Source organism: Pseudomonas sp. LBUM920 (assembly GCF_003852315.1).
In the GTDB taxonomy this organism is placed as follows: Bacteria; Pseudomonadota; Gammaproteobacteria; order Pseudomonadales; family Pseudomonadaceae; genus Aquipseudomonas.
Window position 1 is genome coordinate 6478533 of record NZ_CP027762.1, and the last position, 15293, is coordinate 6493825.

Here is a 15293-nt window from a genome sequence, read left to right on the forward strand (position 1 = left end):
GGTAATTGTGGGCGTTAGACGCTGCAAAGGCGCCAGTGTTGCACGGCAAATAAAATAGCGACATTCGTCGTCGAACATGGTCTGTTAGGCACTTGATTGCCTGGAGTGATGTCGTTCATGGATTTTTTTGGCCCGCACCTGCTCGCCTACTTCATTGCCACGCTGCATTTTCTCGGGACGCTCGCCGCGATCCACGCGGTGCTGACTGTCAGGACCGCCCAAGGCTCGATCGCCTGGGCCTTGTCGCTGATGTTCATGCCTTACCTGACGCTGATTCCCTACCTCATCTTCGGCCGCAGCACCTTTGACGCGTATATCCAGGCGCGTCGCCAGGCCAACCAGGAAATGCACACCGCCATCACCGCGCTGAACTGGCGCCCGTGGGTCGAAGAAGCCTTGGCGGCGCGCAACTCCAGCGCCTATGCGTCTTTGCGCGCCATGCCCAAATTGGGCCGCATGCCGTGCCTGGCCAACAATGACGTGCGCTTGCTGATTAATGGCGATGCCACGTTCAGCGCGATTTTCGCGGCGATTCGCCAGGCTAAGACGGCGGTGCTGTTCCAGTTTTTTATCATTCATGACGACGATCTTGGCAGGCAGTTGCACGCCCTGCTGAAGGAAAAAGCTGCCGAAGGCGTGGATATTCACGTGCTCTACGACCGCATCGGTAGCCATGCCCTGCCCCACAGTTATGTGCAGTCGCTGCGCGACGCCGGGGTCAAAGTCAAAGCGTTCGCCACCCGCAGCGGCTGGCTCAATCGGTTCCAGGTCAACTTCCGCAACCATCGCAAAATCGTGGTGGTCGACGGCCTCACCGGGTTTGTCGGCGGGCATAACGTCGGCGACGAATACTTGGGCAAAAAGCCGCCACTGGCGCCGTGGCGCGACACCCATGTGCAGGTCACCGGCCCGGTGGTGGCGTGCCTGCAGGAGTCGTTCGCCGAAGACTGGTTCTGGGCCGCGCGCGAGCTGCCGCCGCTGATCCTGCCTGATACATACCCTGAAGATGGCGTGCTCTGCCAACTGCTCGCCAGCGGCCCGGCCGATCCGTATGAAACCTGCTCGCTGTTTTTCGTCGAAGCTATCCATGCGGCGACCGAGCGCGTGTGGATCACCAGCCCGTATTTCGTGCCCGATGAAGCGGTGTTCGCCGCCCTGCGCCTGGCGGTTTTGCGCGGGGTCGATGTGCGCCTGCTGCTGCCGTCGCGGCCTGATCACCGTATCGTCTACGCCGCCTCCAGCCTCTACGCCATCGAAGCCGTACGCGCTGGCGTGCGCGTGTTCCGCTACAAGCCGGGCTTCCTGCACCAGAAGGTGGTGCTGGTGGACAGCGAAATCAGTGCAATCGGCAGTGCGAACATGGACAACCGTTCGTTCCGGCTGAATTTCGAAGTGATGTTGCTGACGGTCGATGAAGCGTTTGCCAGCCAAGTGGAGCAGATGCTGCTGGACGACTTCGCACAGGCGCATGAAGTCAGCCAGGAAGAAAGCCGCGAGACCCGTCGCCTGCAACAGCTGGGCATGCGGGTGGCGCGTTTGATCTCCCCGATTCTCTAACACACAACACAGAAACAAATGTGGGAGCGGGCTTGCTCGCGAATGCGGTGTATCAGGACCAAATAGATTGGCTGAACCACCGCACTCGCGAGCAAGCCCGCTCCCACATTTATATCTTCAGCGTTTTCATAACCGTGTTTCAGCGGTAGATATCTTCCCGCGTCCACGGCAGTTCATGGCTGCCATCAGCGTGAGGCTTCACTGCCAATATCTGGTGCAGGTTGATCCAGCCCCGCGCAAACGCATACGCGCAACCGGCCAGGTACAGCCGCCAGATCCGCAACGCTTGCTCCGGCACCATCTTGGCTGCCGCCTCCAAGTTGTCTTCCAAGCGTTCACTCCAATGGTCCAGCGTGCGCGCGTAATGCAGGCGCAGGCTTTCGACGTCGACCACTTCCAGCCCGACTTCGCTGATTTCCGCCGTCATCATCGCCAGGTGCGGCAACTCGCCGTTGGGGAACACATAACGCTCGATAAAATCGCCGGCGCCACGGCCCACGGGGCGACCGTCGGTGTGCTTGGCGGTGATGCCGTGGTTCATCACCAGGCCGCCTTCGCGCACGGCGCCAAACAGCACCTTGCAGTACTCCGCCAGGTTGGCGTGGCCAACGTGCTCAAACATGCCCACGCTCACCACTTTGTCGAAACGACCGTCCTGCGGCAGGTCGCGGTAGTCGAGCAGTTGCAGGTCTACCTGGTCTTCCAGCCCCTCGGCCTTGACCCGTTCACGGGCCAGCGCCAGCTGCTCTTTGCTCAGCGTGATCCCAAACACTTTGACGCCGAACTCTCGCGCCGCAAAACGCGCCAACCCACCCCACCCACAGCCGACGTCGAGCAAATACTCGCCTGGCTGCAGCCGCAACTTGCGGCACAGGTGGCGAAATTTGTCTTGTTGGGCCTGATCGATGGATTCGCTGCCGGTTTCGAAATAACCGCAGGAGTACGCCATGTCCTGGTCCAGCCACAGCTGGTAGAACTCGTTGGACAGGTCGTAATGGTAGGAAATGGCCGCAGCATCAGTGGCCTTGTCGTGGATCGAGCGCACCGGACGACTCCCCTCGTCGTCATCAATCAGGGCGTGACTCAGCTCGTCACATACCCGGATCACCTCGCTGATGGAGCCTTCCAGCTCCAGTCTGCCCTCGACGAAGGCTTCGCCCAATGAGTCCAGCGTTGGATGGGTCAGGCTGGAAACGACTGTGGGGTCCTTCACCACGATCGTCACACTGGGCTCGGGGCCCAAGTTAAATTCGTGGCCGTCCCAGAGTCGAAGACGCAGCGGTAGCTTGAGATTCTGTAAGGCCGGTGGAAGTTGCGCGAGCATGAGTAGTCCCCCCTTGTTTCAGACGTCTGGAGTGAGGGTAGACCATCCGAAGACAAAGTAGGAGGCTATCGAATTGATAGCACTAAACTATGAGGCTCGATGCTCGAGCAAACCGTCCTGGATCCACTGTTTCAGCCACGTCACCGCTTGCAGTGGCGCACCCTCTCCATAAGTGACTGCCAACCCTGTACACAGTTCTGAAAAATTCCAGCCGGTGGTCACCATTCCCACCAGCGCGCGGGCTTCAGCCGGCTCAAGGCTGCGGTAATGGCACACATTCTGGTGACGCCACACCAGGCACATCTGCGCCCCTTCCAGCGCCTGGCTGTCAGGGAAATCCGACTCATCCTTGCTGGCGCGCCAAATCGCCACGCTATTGAAATGGCACAGCACCTGTTGCACCGTAGGCGCCAGGCTTACCTGCAAACCCGGCCAGTTTTCAGGGGGCAGCTGCGCCATGTCATTCAGGCCCAGCGGCTCACCCAGCGGCGCATCGAATGCCAAGGTAAACGCCCACTCCAACCGCGCCAACTCGGCCAGCGGCGCACTGTGCTCCTCTACCAGATGCTCGACGAGAAACGCCGGGAACCGCTCGCCCAGCCAACGCAGGCTGTAATGGGCCGACGGACAGCGGCGCACATAGGCGTCTGTCAGCACTGCAAACTCATCGTCCCCCAGCCAATACCGGATGGCGCCGAAGTCATGCCGCAACACCTCCTGAAGCCGCGACACATAGGCGTTGTGGTAAATCGCCAGGCCCGTGTCCACATCCAGAGTCGGCCCACCCAGCAAGGTCGCGGCAAACCCACTGTTGGCCTTCGCGCTTTCGGATAACAGATGCTGCTCAAACGCCAACTGCCAGTCGATCAGGCGCATAACGCCTTCCTGGCCAGCGCGCTCGCGCCCAGTTCACGGGCCTTGCTCAACTCGGCGAGCAACTCCTCGAACGGCGGGAAATGGTCATCGCGCTCCAGCAATGTCGACACCGGCCCCAACAGCTCCAGCGTCTGTTGATACAGCGCCCACACCGGATCGCACACCGGGTGATCATGGGTATCGACCACGTAGTCGCCGTAATCCATATGCCCGGCCAAGTGCAGTTGGCGGATGCTTTCAGGCGGCAGGCTGCGGATAAACGTCCAGGCGTCGAAGCCGTGATTACGCGAGCTGACATACACATTGTTCACGTCCAACAACAGCTGGCAGCCGGTAAGGTGGGCCAGGGCCTTGAGGAATTCCCACTCGGTGAACTCGTCGGCCCTGGAACGCACATAGCTGGAAACGTTTTCCAGCACCAGCGGACGCTGCAATGCGTCTTGCACTTGGCGCACGCGGCCGGCCACGTGGTAAAGGCTTTCTTCGGTGTAGGGCAGCGGCAGCAGGTCATGCAACTGATGCGCGTTGCCGCGACTCCAGCACAGGTGATCGGAAACCCACGCCGGCTGAATGCGCTCGGCGAGCTGTTTGATGTGTTTCAGGTAATCGGTATCGAGGGCATGCGGCCCGCCGATGGACAGGGACACACCGTGCATCACCAGGGGATAGCGCTCGGCTATCGCATCCAGGTAGTACAAGGCTTTACCGCCCTGCACCAGATAATTCTCGGAGATCACTTCAAACCAATCCACGGCCGGCGATTGTTCAAGGATCTGCTGGTAATACTCACTGCGTAAACCCAGGCCGTAACCCAGACTTGGAAGGGACGCGGACATGATTCGCTCCAAGGCAAAGTGTCCGCAGCGGTGGGGGGCGTCCGCTGCGGGTGCACTCGGTGCCGGTTACTCGCCGACGGTGCCGCCAGCCTTCATGCAGGCATCAGCGGAGGGCTTGGCAAGGAAACCCTGGCCTTTGCAAGAACCCTGACCTTTGCAAGCATGGTCCTTGGTTTTGCAGTCGTTCTGGCCTTTGCAGGCGTTGATACCGTAGCAGTGCACAGCCGTGTCAGCGGCTTGAGCCTGAGTCACAACACCAGCAAACAGGGTAGCGGCGGCCATCGCAAGGGCGGCACCAGCAGCAGCGGATTTGAAGTTCATTTTTAGAGTCCTCATGATCGGTAGGGGTGCCGGTCTGAACGGAGTGTTCAGTCTCGACATACCACTAGAGTGAGGACCCTTATCGGCGTTACAGCTGTATGCAGATATTTCTGAATTTATTCTTCAAGCTTCAAAAGTGGCTCCTGAAACCGCAGCAAACGCCCGGCGTTGCCCAGTACCAGCAAGGTGCTGAGGTTATGCAACACCGCCGCAATCATGGCGCCCGCCGCGCCCAGCCAGCCAAACGCGGCAAACACCACGATAGCCAGCGTCCAGCCCAACCCGATGATCACGTTAACCTGCAACGTGTGGCGGCACTGGCGACTCAAGCGCACACATGTGCCCAGGCGCCGCAGGTCGCTGCCGATCAACACCACATCCGCCGACGCCAGCGCGATGTCCGCACCGCCCGCGCCCATTGCCACACCGACCACGCCCGCCTTGAGCGCCAGCGAGTCATTGATGCCATCACCGACGACCATTGGCCGGAAGCCACTGCCGATTTCCCCAAGCACGCGGTTGAGCTTGTCTTCCGGCAGTGCCTGGGCTTCGACGTCGCTGATACCGACATCCAGCGCCAGGCTGTCGGCCACGCTTTGACGGTCACCCGTCAGCAGCAGCTGGCGGCCCAGGCCCAAGTCGCGTAGCTCCTGCAGGGCCTGGCGCGCTTCCGGCTTGACGCTGTCGGCGAGCAACAGCCAGGCGAGGAACTGGCCGTTCAGCGCCAGACCGGCGATCGGGCCATCGTGGTTCGGCACCTGAGTGGTCACAATGCCCAGCTGTTCGAACAACTCCGGGCGCCCCAAGGCTGCTTCGCCCTGCTCGGTCTGCGCCACCACGCCCAGGCCCTGGCGTTCGCGAATATCCGTCAGCCCCAGCATTTGTTCCTGCGTTGCCAGCCCCGCCAACGCACGGCTGACCGGGTGGCTGCTGGCCGAACCCAGGCTGGCGGCAAGATTCAACAACACCTGCCGATCCGGCGCCGTGGTGTCGATGGACTGCAAACGCAGAGTGCCAAACGTCAGCGTGCCGGTCTTATCCACCACCAGCGAGGTCAGGTCCGCCAACTCCTCAAGAAATGCCGAGCTGCGAATCAAAATCCCGTGCCGCGCCGCCACTGCAATCCCGGCAATCGCCGTGGCCGGTGCCGACAGCACCAAGGCGCACGGGCACGCCGCCACCAGCACGGCCAACATTGCCTGGGCGTCATTGGTCACAAACCAGGTCACCGCCGCCAGCAGCAACACCAGCACCATATAGCTGCCGGCGTAACGCTCCAGCAGCCGCGTGATGGGCGGCTTGGAGCGTTCGGCGTTCTGCATCAGCGCAATGACTTTGCCCAGGGTCGACTCGTTACCGGTGCGCGTCACTTCCAGGCGCAGCAAGCCGTCGAGGTTGATCGCGCCACCAAACACCTGCACGCCCACGCTGGCTTCCAGCGGCACCGACTCACCGGTGATCGGCGCCGTGTCCAGGCTCGCCTGGCCCGACAGCACCACACCGTCGGCCGGCACGCGATCACCGGCACGCACTTCGACAATATCGCCGGTGTTCAGCGTGCCGTTATCCACTTCCACAATGCTGCCATCGGCCTGCACCAACCGCGCATGGCTGCGGGTCAGTTTGCCCAGGGCATGAATCGCTTCCTGGGAGCCAATCACACTGCGCTCTTCCAGCACGTGGCCGAAAATCATGATGATCGGCAGCAATGCAGCCGTCAGCAAGTCGCCCGTGGCCCACGCGCCCATCATCGCCAGGGCGATCAATTGGTCGGTGATGCCATGCAGGCTCGGGTAACGCAGGCTGTACCAGGCCGAACGCATCACCGGCACGGCCACCAGCAAAGAGGCGACGCCAAGCAACAGTTGGCTGACACCGTTCTGGTCCGGCGCCAGCCAGCGCCACACCAACCCCAATACCAGCAAGCCCAGGGCTAACATGGCCAGGGTCAATTGCCGGGCAGCACTGCGCTGCTCGGCGGACGTCAACATAGGCGCGCTCATTGTTCGGCTCCCTGGATGATCAAGCGGGAGTCGTCTTTGGGATCGACCGTGGTCACAGAACCGGCCTGGCCGAGAATCTTCGGCAAGCGTTCGCGGTACAGACGCAGCATGAGGCCCGGGTCTTTGACCTGGGCCAGGCTGGTGACGGTGGCCGTTTGCGCTTGGGCATTGGCCAGGCGTTCGCTGGCTTGGGCGTGGGCCACTTGTACGACACGGTCGGCCTCCTGATTGGCGGCTTGGGTGAGTTTTTCCGCGTCGGTGCGCGCATTGGCCACGGCTTTATCGGCTTGTTGGCTGGCCGTCAGCACTGCGTTGAAGGCATTCACCGCCGGGCCCGGCAGGCTTGATTGCACGTCGACACGCGTCACTTCGATGCCCAACCCCAAACCGGTGGAGGCCAAGTCCGCCAAGCGTTTATTGATGCCTTGCACCAGATCGCCGCGCAGCCGCTCGCGGCGCTCGGCGGCGCCGTTATCGCTGCCGATCAATTCCGGGCGCGCCACCAGAATGGTGTCCAGGTCGCGCGCCGCCGCCAGCGCCACGGCGCTGCGCGTCACCAGGCGATCCAGCGCCGGCAGCACATGCTCGCCCTGCAGCACAAACGCGTAGGGTTCGGTGACCTTGTAAAACACCCGCACATCCAGCTGCACCACACCGGCGTCGCCGGTCAGCAAGTAACCGGAGCCTGCCAGCGCGTCGCTCAACGGCGCGGCAAACGTGGCCACACGGTCCGCCTGGGTCGCCGCGTCGGAGCGCAGCAGGTTTTCCACCCGACGCTCAATCACACGGTCGGCTGCTGGCAACAGCACCACTTGCTCAAACGGCTGCGGCCACGCCAATAACAGACCGGCATTTTGAATACGGTCCAGCGCGCCAAAGTGCAACACCACGGCGCGGTTCTGCGGGTCGATCTGGCGCACATTGGAAAACGCCCAGGCCAACGCCGCCAACACCGTCACCGCGTACAGCGCCAGGAAGGTCAGGCGCCCGGCCTGGATCCATGGGCTGTCCGGGCTGTCACGCTCACTCATGGCTGAACATCCTTCGGCCCGTCCACCAGTGCGCGGAACGGCGCGGCGTCAGTGCGCAGGATGATTTTGGTGCCCGGTGTCACGACGGTGCCCAAGGTGTCCAGCGAGCGCAGCAGGTTGTACAGCTGCGGATTACCGGCGTAGGCACGGCCATAGATCTGCGCCGCTTCGACCCGCGACTGCGCCTCGATATCGGCGGCTTTCACCGTGGCATCGGCCTGCACGATGCGCGCATCGCGTTCGGCGGCGGAGCGAATCTGCGCCGCTTCACGTTTGCCCACGGCGGTGCGTTCGGTGGCGATGGTTTCGCGCTCGGCGCGCATGCGGTCAACGGTGGCGGTGAGGGTGACCGACGGCAAGGTCAGACGCTCGACACCGACTTGCGCCACGCGCACGCCGTAAGTAGTGAGCAATTGTTGATCAATCTGCTGGCGCAACTGTGCCTCAAAATCGGCGATGCGCACTTGGCTGGCGTCGGTGTTGACCAGGCTGGACAGGTCAAAGCTGGCCGCAGTGGTCTCCAGCGCCGAGCCGACGAAGGTGCGAATCTGCCGCGCCGCTTCATCCGGCTGGTTCTGCACCGCGCGCATAAAGCGCTGCACATTGTCGGCATCGCCCTGCACCTGCCACGCCACATAGGCCTGCACGATAATCCGCAAGCCATCGCGGGTGCCCACGTCCTGCAAACCGCTGGAAGTGGTGCGCAAGCGCAGGTCTACCGGGATCGCCGCTTCGAACGGCGCCGGCCAGCGCCAGCCCAGGCCAGGCTCCAGCAGCACCCGCGACGGGTTGCCGAACCGCGTAATCACCGTGGCTTCGCCGGAACGCACCTGCACCAGGCTGGCGGCCGCCACCGCAAACAGCACCAGCAACACCGCCCAGGCCATGCGCCGCCAAGGAAACGGGCCAGCGGCTTGCTCATCACCGTGATGGTGATGGTGGTGGCCGTGATGATGACCATGATCGTGAGAATGAGCGCTCAACAGACAGACTCCTTATTGAACGGCTTTACGCGGCGCCATAGGGTCGGCCGGCAAAGTAAAAGAACGCAGATCAATCGTCGGTGCGCCATCGGCGCCCAGGCGGTGATCCAGAATAAGCAGCTTGGCGTGGGCCAAGCCTTGGCTGAGTTGGCCCAGGTACTGTTCCAGCACGAATGCCTGGCCGGCGATGGCGTAGGCCTTTTGTTCGGCGCTGAATCGCAGGTCGGCCGCTTGCGCGCCAGCATTCACCTCGCGCGCGGTGGCCAAGGCCTGATCTCGCGCGGTGCTGGCTTGCAGCAAGGCCTGGTTGGTCTGTTCGCTGGCGGCGCCGCGTTCGCGGGAGATCAGCGCCTGGGCGCCGATCTGCGCAGCCTGCACGGCGTGGTAGGCGTTGGCAGCGCCGGACGGCGGGTGAATCGCTTCCACCACCGTGGCCAGAATCTCCACGCCGCTGTTGAGCTTCTGCAAGTCTGCCTGCACCGAGCGGCCGATTTCGTCGGCCAGTTGGGTGCGTTGCTCACCGAGCAATTCGTCGAGCGTGCGCGAGGCAAAGTCGTGCACCAGAATGCGGCTGGCGGTGCTGCGAATCAGCGTCGGCACATCGGCGCTGTTATAGGTGGCGGCCAGCGCCGCCTGATCGGTCAGGCCAATGCGGTAGACGAACCGCACGTCCATATTGATGATCTGGAAGCTCTGTTTGTCGCCGCTGCTGCTGGCGATCACTTGGGATTTGTCATTCACATGGCTGGCGTCCCACAAGCGGTTGGCGATCGACGGCGCCGGGCCTTCGGCGGCGGCCAGCTCCGGTGTGGCAGCCTCGCTGACGCTGGTAGCGAGTTCATGCACCACGCCATTTTCGACAGTGATGACGCGGCCCAACGGCCACGGCAATCCGGCATGCAGGCCAGGGCCGAACACCGCCACCGGTTTGCCGAAGCGCTCATAAATCCCACGGCCTTGCAGGGGCACTTCGTGCACGCCGGTCAGCGCCCAGCCTACGGCCAATACCACCAGCAGCACCGGCAGGAATGCCCGGCGCATGTAGGTAAATGCCCAGATCTGGCGCAAATCGATACCGAAGCGGTTGTGCAACTCATGCTGCAGAGCCTGCAAGGGTTGTGGCGGCCAACGCAGCAAACCGGCAATAAAGCTTTGCGCCATCAACCGTGGTTCGAGGCGCGGCTGGCGTGGGCTGAACAGCGACAGTACGGCCCTGAGCAAAAACTCCACGGCGACCAGCCCCGGCAACAGGCCGATCAACACGGCCAGGCGCAAGGGCCATACAGATTGCGCGCCGTCAAACAGCAGGCAGATCGCGCTGACCACCAGGCACGCAATCGCCACCCGGCTTAACTGCGCCAGCTGTGAGGCTTCCGGCCATTGCGCAGCCGTTTCCTGCGCCAGACGACGCTCGAACACCAGCAAACCAAAGGCCAACGCCAGCCCCAGCGCGGCGCCAATGCTTGCCGATTGCCCCACGGCTGCAGCGGGCAGTGCCAGGTTCCAGAATTCGACAATGCTCAGCAATGCCAGCAACGACCAGCCACTCAACCACAGCACCGGCGCGCCCATCTGCGCCAGCAGGCTGCTGCCGAAACGTCCGACAAACCGCGCGTACCCGCCCCTGTCTTCAAGCTGCGGCTCGATCAATTCCACCGTTGGCGCTTCCAGCGCCTGCGCCCGCCAATCGGCGACCCACCACGCCGATTGCAGCCCGGCCACCAACACCAACAAGGCCGACGCGCAGTTGATCAGCACCACCGGCCAGATCGACAGCGGCGCAAACAGGGCGACAAACAACGCCAGCACCCAAGCGCAAAGGGCCAGGGCCGTCAGGCTGATGCCGGCCTGGCGCAATCGACGGGCATGAAACAGCCCCTGCTGAAAACGCGGCAAGCCTTCAACCAAAGCGCCGTCAGCTTCTAGATCCACTTGCATCCACTCACGCCCGTCTGTACACAATTCGTTACGATATAACACGCAGCGTGAAATTTTTGTTCGAAAACAACACAAAACCCCTGTGAGAGCGGGCTTGCTCGCGAATGCGGTGGTTCATCCAGCTCATTTGTCACTGACCCACCGCATTCACGAGCAAGCTCGCTCCCACATTTACTCTCCAGCGCCTGCAAGAGCGTGACTAACCCCCCATAAACACGAGCCATCACTGGTGCAGCCGCCGATTAATCGGCACACTCCAAAACAGTTTTTCGCGGGTAAACGGACAAGGAAGCGTCACCTCCCATGATTTCGATCTATCAGCTCAAGCCGCGTTTTCAAACCTTACTGCGCCCACTCGTGCAGCGCCTCTACGACAACGGCACCACGGCCAACCAGATCACCGTGCTGGCCGGCGCGGTGTCCTTGCTGGTGGGCCTGCTCATTGCAGGCTTTGCCCAACACCTCTGGCTGTTTGCCCTGATCCCGTTGTGGATGATCCTGCGCATGGCCCTCAATGCCATCGACGGCATGCTCGCTCGGGAATTCGGCCAGCAGTCACGCCTGGGCGCCTACCTCAATGAACTGTGCGACGTGATCGCCGACAGCGCGCTGATCCTGCCCTTTGCGCTGATCCCCGGCGTGAGCCTGGCGCCAGTGCTGCTGGTCACGTTGCTGGCGGTGCTCAGCGAATACGCCGGTGTGCTCGGGCCCATGGTCGGTGCGTCGCGGCGCTACGACGGCCCAATGGGCAAGAGTGATCGCGCATTTGTACTGGGTGTGCTGGCCACCGGCGTGGCGCTCGGCTGGCTGGGCGCGGGTTGGGTCAACGCGGTGATGTGGCTGGTGGCGGCGCTGCTCGCCTACACCATGGTCAACCGCGTGCGCCAGGGTCTCAAAGAAACGACGTCCCCTTCTGCATAAGGAATTTGCGATGCGCGAACAGCAAGAGCACAGCTTCAGCACCCACGATGGCGTCGAGCTTGTCTACCGGCACTGGCCGGCCACCGCGCCGCTTGGCGATGAGCCGCGCAAGGCGATCCTGCTGTTCCATCGCGGCCACGAGCATTCGGGGCGCATTGCCCACCTGGTCGATGAACTGGACCTGCCGCACTTCGACTTCTTTGCCTGGGACGCCCGTGGCCACGGCCAGTCGCCCGGCGCGCGCGGCGACAGCCCAAGCTTCGCCACCAGTGCCCGCGACGTGCAAACCTTTCGTGACCACATCGGTGCCACTTACGGCATCGAAGAAGACAATTGCGCGGTGATCGCTCAAAGCGTCGGCGCGGTGATCGCAGCCACCTGGGTGCACGATTACGCGCCGAAAATCCGCGCACTGGTGCTCGCCTCCCCGGCGTTCAAGGTCAAGCTCTACGTGCCGTTCGCGCGGCCAGGCTTGGCGCTGATGCGCACATTTCGCGGCAATTTTTTCGTTAACAGCTACGTCAAGGCCAAGTTCCTCAGCCATGACCCGGAGCGTGTCGCGTCCTACGACAGCGACCCGCTGATCACCAAGGCGATCTCGGTGAATGTGCTGCTAGGCCTGTACGAAGCTGCCGACCGCGTGGTGGCCGATGCCCAGGCGATCCAGGTGCCGACCCAGCTGCTGATCTCCGGCTCCGACTTTGTGGTGCACCGCAAACCTCAGCAGCAATTTTTCGACCGCCTGGGCAGCCTGAAAAAAGAACTGCACATCCTGCCCGGCTTCTTCCACGACACCCTCGGTGAACGCGACCGTGCCGTGGCCGTGAGCAGCGCCAGGCGCTTTATCCTGCAAAACTTTGCGCACCCGCTGGACCGCGCCTCGTTGCTCGACGCCGACAAGCTGGGCGCCACCTGCGCCGAGTCCGAATCCCTGGCCGCACCGCTGCCGCGCAACTCTTTGCGCGACCTGTACTGGCGCATGACCCGCGCCAGTATGGGCCTGGGCAAGAACCTCTCGGACGGGGTGAAACTGGGCTTTGATACCGGCTTCGATTCCGGCAGCACACTGGATTACGTGTACCGCAACAAGCCCACCGGCAAAGGCGGGCTGGGGCGGATGATCGACACCAACTACCTCAACTCCATCGGCTGGCGTGGCATCCGCCAGCGCAAGCTGAATGTCGAAGAGCTGCTGCGCCTGGCCATGGCCAAGTTGCGCAACGATGATCGCCAAGTGCGCATTGTCGACATCGCCGCGGGCCACGGCCGCTACATTCTCGAAGCCTTGCAGGGCGTATCGCCGCTGCCGGAGTCGATCCTGCTGCGCGACTACAGCGACATCAACGTGCGCGACGGTGGCGCGCTGATTCGCGAAAAAGGCCTGGGGGATATCGCGCAGTTCGTCAAAGGCGATGCGTTTGATCGCGCGGACCTGGCGGCGCTCGACCCCAAGCCGACCTTGGCGGTGGTGTCCGGGCTGTATGAATTGTTTGCCGATAACGCCATGGTCGGCGGTTCGCTGGCCGGCCTTGCTGAAGCTGTGGAGCCCGGCGGTTATCTGGTGTACACCGGCCAGCCATGGCACCCGCAGCTGGAACTGATCGCCCGCGCGCTGACCAGCCATCGACAGGGCCACGCCTGGGTGATGCGCCGTCGCAGCCAGGCGGAAATGGACCAACTCGTCGAGGCCGCAGGCTTTCGCAAGATCACTCAGCGTGTGGACGAATGGGGCATTTTCACTGTGTCTCTGGCACAGAAGATCTGAGCATGCGCGAACCCGGTTTACTAAAACCTGCGGTCCTGTGGTTGCTGTTGTTGGCGCCGCTGTTTTTCAGCACCTACGGCTTCGCCACCTGGGTCACCAGCCAGCGCAGCGATGTCGGCACGCTGGTGTTCGGCTGGGAAACCCATATGCCGTTCTGGGCCTGGACCATCGTGCCCTACTGGTCCATCGACCTGCTCTACGGCTTTTCGCTGCTGCTGCCCACTAGCCGCCATGAACTGAAACAACACGCGCTGCGCCTGCTCACCGCCCAGGTGATTGCCGTGAGCTGCTTCCTGATCTGGCCACTGCGGTTCACCTTTGAACGGCCGGCGCTGGATGGCGTTTTTGGCTGGCTGTTTGCCGTGCTGGCAGGCTTCGACAAGCCGTTCAATCAGGCACCGTCGCTGCATATCGCGCTGCTGGTGATTCTGTGGATCATGTACCAGCGCCACAGCCAGGGCTTTTGGCGCTGGGTGGTGCACGGGTGGTTCGCGTTGATCGGTATTTCGGTGCTGACCACTTATCAACATCACTTTATCGACTTACCCACAGGCGCCCTCGCCGGCTGGTTATGCGTGTGGCTGTGGCCGCTGGAGCACCCGAGCCCGCTGTTGAATGCGCGGCTTACGCGGGATCGAAAACGCTGGCGGCTAGGGGCGCGCTATGGCCTGGGCGCCCTGGCATTGGTGATTCTTGCGTTAACGCTCGGCGGCTGGTGGCTGTGGCTGCTATGGCCGGCGGTTTCCCTGGGGTTGATCAAGGCCAATTACTTCGTACTCGGCGCGCCGGGCTTTCAAAAACGGCTCGACGGCACGCTGACGCCTGCCGCGCGCTGGCTGTATGCGCCCTACCTGGCGGCCGCGTGGGTCAACTCACGCCTGTGGACACGCAAGCATCCACAGCCGGACCTGATTGTGGATAACGTTTGGCTCGGTCGAATACCCGCCACACGCGAGCAAGGTTTATTCAAGGCAATCGTCGATCTGTGCGCCGAACTGCCGATTAATCCACAGGGCCGCGCTTATGCATGCGTCCCCGTGCTGGACCTGATTGCGCCGAAACCCGCCGAATGCCTGCAAGCTGCTCAAGCCATTGAGCGCCTGCGCGCAAGCGGGCCATTACTGGTGTGTTGCGCCCTCGGTTACTCACGCAGCGCCACCGCGGTTGCAGCCTGGCTGCTGCACAGTGAGCGCGCCACAACCGTGGACGAGGCCCTGGCTATTATTCGTACAGCGCGGGCCCAAGTGGTCCTGCACCCCGCTCACCGCGAAGCTTTGGAGGGTTTAACCCATGCCCGCTGATATGGAACTCCAGGTGGTCGCCAGCCTGCTGCGTCGTGGTCGCTCGCTGGATCAGTTATCCACAGGCCTGACGCTGCTTGGCGTACTTTTCGGCCTGGCCCAACTGCTGATGGCGAGTGTCGCGCCAATCTGCCTGTTGCTCAGCCTGTGGATGATTGTCCTCGGGCTGCTGCAAAAGTACTGGGCACTGCGCGTAGCCTTCGATGCCGACCTGTTCGCCCTGCTCGCTCGCGACACCGAGCGCACCCCCGACCTCGACCAGGCCCTGCAAACCCTTGGCCTGCAATCGGCCAAGCGGGTCGGCCGGCCCTGGACCGAACGCCGTCGCGGCGCCCTCAAACTGCTGCGCAAGCAGGCCTGGCTGCTGGGCGCACAACTGCTGCTGACCCTGGCCGTGATCCTCGCCAGCCCTTGGCTACCTTTCGCCGGATAAGGAA

Annotated in this window: 13 protein-coding genes; 5 read left to right on the forward strand and 8 right to left on the reverse strand. The window is 62.7% G+C overall.

Annotated elements, in window-relative coordinates:
• Positions 1-117 precede the first annotated feature (117 nt).
• Positions 118-1557: a cardiolipin synthase gene (cls, locus tag C4J83_RS30155; RefSeq protein ID WP_119742776.1), complete on the forward strand. Its 1440-nt coding sequence runs from the start codon at positions 118-120 to the stop codon at positions 1555-1557.
• A gap of 139 nt (positions 1558-1696) precedes the next feature.
• Here cls and cfaB read toward each other — a convergent pair whose 3' ends face one another.
• The 8 genes from cfaB to hflK (C4J83_RS30195) all read right to left on the reverse strand — a co-directional run bounded on the left by cfaB (position 1697) and on the right by hflK (C4J83_RS30195) (position 10869).
• Positions 1697-2881 carry a C17 cyclopropane fatty acid synthase CfaB gene (cfaB, locus tag C4J83_RS30160; RefSeq protein WP_106575943.1) on the reverse strand — a complete coding sequence of 395 codons (1185 nt, stop codon included), beginning with the start codon at positions 2879-2881 and terminating at the stop codon, positions 1697-1699.
• 87 nt (positions 2882-2968) lie between these two features.
• Positions 2969-3757, reverse strand: coding sequence for an HvfC/BufC N-terminal domain-containing protein (locus tag C4J83_RS30165; protein WP_124418801.1), 789 nt, complete (start codon positions 3755-3757; stop codon positions 2969-2971).
• Positions 3748-4593 carry an MNIO family bufferin maturase gene (gene bufB / locus C4J83_RS30170; RefSeq protein WP_124418802.1) on the reverse strand — a complete coding sequence of 282 codons (846 nt, stop codon included), beginning with the start codon at positions 4591-4593 and terminating at the stop codon, positions 3748-3750. Before bufB ends, C4J83_RS30165 begins: the two co-directional genes overlap by 10 nt.
• A gap of 66 nt (positions 4594-4659) precedes the next feature.
• The gene (gene bufA2 / locus C4J83_RS30175) at positions 4660-4914 is read right to left on the reverse strand and encodes a BufA2 family periplasmic bufferin-type metallophore (RefSeq protein ID WP_106575946.1); all 255 of its coding nucleotides are present in this window, start codon (positions 4912-4914) and stop codon (positions 4660-4662) included.
• A gap of 116 nt (positions 4915-5030) precedes the next feature.
• The gene (locus tag C4J83_RS30180) at positions 5031-6917 is read right to left on the reverse strand and encodes a cation-translocating P-type ATPase (RefSeq protein ID WP_124418803.1); all 1887 of its coding nucleotides are present in this window, start codon (positions 6915-6917) and stop codon (positions 5031-5033) included.
• Entirely contained in the window at positions 6914-7948 is a 1035-nt protein-coding gene (gene hflK, locus C4J83_RS30185) for a protease modulator HflK (protein ID WP_124418804.1), read from the reverse strand. The genes C4J83_RS30180 and hflK (C4J83_RS30185) overlap by 4 nt, the downstream gene beginning before the upstream one ends.
• Positions 7945-8934 (reverse strand): protease modulator HflC, encoded by a 990-nt coding sequence (hflC, locus tag C4J83_RS30190; RefSeq protein WP_164488004.1) that lies wholly within the window; start codon positions 8932-8934, stop codon positions 7945-7947. The genes hflK (C4J83_RS30185) and hflC overlap by 4 nt, the downstream gene beginning before the upstream one ends.
• Positions 8935-8943: 9 nt before the next feature.
• Positions 8944-10869, reverse strand: coding sequence for a protease modulator HflK (gene hflK, locus C4J83_RS30195; RefSeq protein WP_124418806.1), 1926 nt, complete (start codon positions 10867-10869; stop codon positions 8944-8946).
• Positions 10870-11172: 303 nt separating this feature from the next.
• Between hflK (C4J83_RS30195) and C4J83_RS30200 the strand changes: the two genes are divergently transcribed.
• The 4 genes from C4J83_RS30200 to C4J83_RS30215 are packed head-to-tail and all read left to right on the forward strand — an operon-like array spanning position 11173 to position 15289.
• A complete protein-coding gene (locus tag C4J83_RS30200) occupies positions 11173-11790 on the forward strand; it encodes a CDP-alcohol phosphatidyltransferase family protein (protein ID WP_124418807.1) in 618 nt (205 codons plus the stop codon).
• A gap of 10 nt (positions 11791-11800) precedes the next feature.
• Entirely contained in the window at positions 11801-13555 is a 1755-nt protein-coding gene (locus C4J83_RS30205; RefSeq protein ID WP_124418808.1) for a bifunctional alpha/beta hydrolase/class I SAM-dependent methyltransferase, read from the forward strand.
• Positions 13556-13557: 2 nt separating this feature from the next.
• Complete coding sequence (locus tag C4J83_RS30210; protein WP_124418809.1) at positions 13558-14856, forward strand: phosphatase PAP2/dual specificity phosphatase family protein; 1299 nt, start codon at positions 13558-13560, stop codon at positions 14854-14856.
• Complete coding sequence (locus tag C4J83_RS30215; RefSeq protein WP_124418810.1) at positions 14846-15289, forward strand: hypothetical protein; 444 nt, start codon at positions 14846-14848, stop codon at positions 15287-15289. The genes C4J83_RS30210 and C4J83_RS30215 overlap by 11 nt, the downstream gene beginning before the upstream one ends.
• The last annotated feature ends 4 nt before the right edge of the window (positions 15290-15293 follow it).

Bases quoted from the DNA above. Each gene is read 5' to 3' on its own strand.
- cls (WP_119742776.1), top strand. From the start codon at position 118: ATGGATTTTTTTGGCCCGCACCTGCTCGCCTACTTCATTGCCACGCTG.
- cfaB (WP_106575943.1), bottom strand. From the start codon at position 2,881: ATGCTCGCGCAACTTCCACCGGCCTTACAGAATCTCAAGCTACCGCTG.
- C4J83_RS30165 (WP_124418801.1), bottom strand. From the start codon at position 3,757: ATGCGCCTGATCGACTGGCAGTTGGCGTTTGAGCAGCATCTGTTATCC.
- bufB (WP_124418802.1), bottom strand. From the start codon at position 4,593: ATGTCCGCGTCCCTTCCAAGTCTGGGTTACGGCCTGGGTTTACGCAGT.
- bufA2 (WP_106575946.1), bottom strand. From the start codon at position 4,914: ATGAACTTCAAATCCGCTGCTGCTGGTGCCGCCCTTGCGATGGCCGCC.
- C4J83_RS30180 (WP_124418803.1), bottom strand. From the start codon at position 6,917: ATGAGCGCGCCTATGTTGACGTCCGCCGAGCAGCGCAGTGCTGCCCGG.
- hflK (WP_124418804.1), bottom strand. From the start codon at position 7,948: ATGAGTGAGCGTGACAGCCCGGACAGCCCATGGATCCAGGCCGGGCGC.
- hflK (WP_124418806.1), bottom strand. From the start codon at position 10,869: ATGCAAGTGGATCTAGAAGCTGACGGCGCTTTGGTTGAAGGCTTGCCG.
- C4J83_RS30200 (WP_124418807.1), top strand. From the start codon at position 11,173: ATGATTTCGATCTATCAGCTCAAGCCGCGTTTTCAAACCTTACTGCGC.
- C4J83_RS30205 (WP_124418808.1), top strand. From the start codon at position 11,801: ATGCGCGAACAGCAAGAGCACAGCTTCAGCACCCACGATGGCGTCGAG.
- C4J83_RS30210 (WP_124418809.1), top strand. From the start codon at position 13,558: ATGCGCGAACCCGGTTTACTAAAACCTGCGGTCCTGTGGTTGCTGTTG.
- C4J83_RS30215 (WP_124418810.1), top strand. From the start codon at position 14,846: ATGCCCGCTGATATGGAACTCCAGGTGGTCGCCAGCCTGCTGCGTCGT.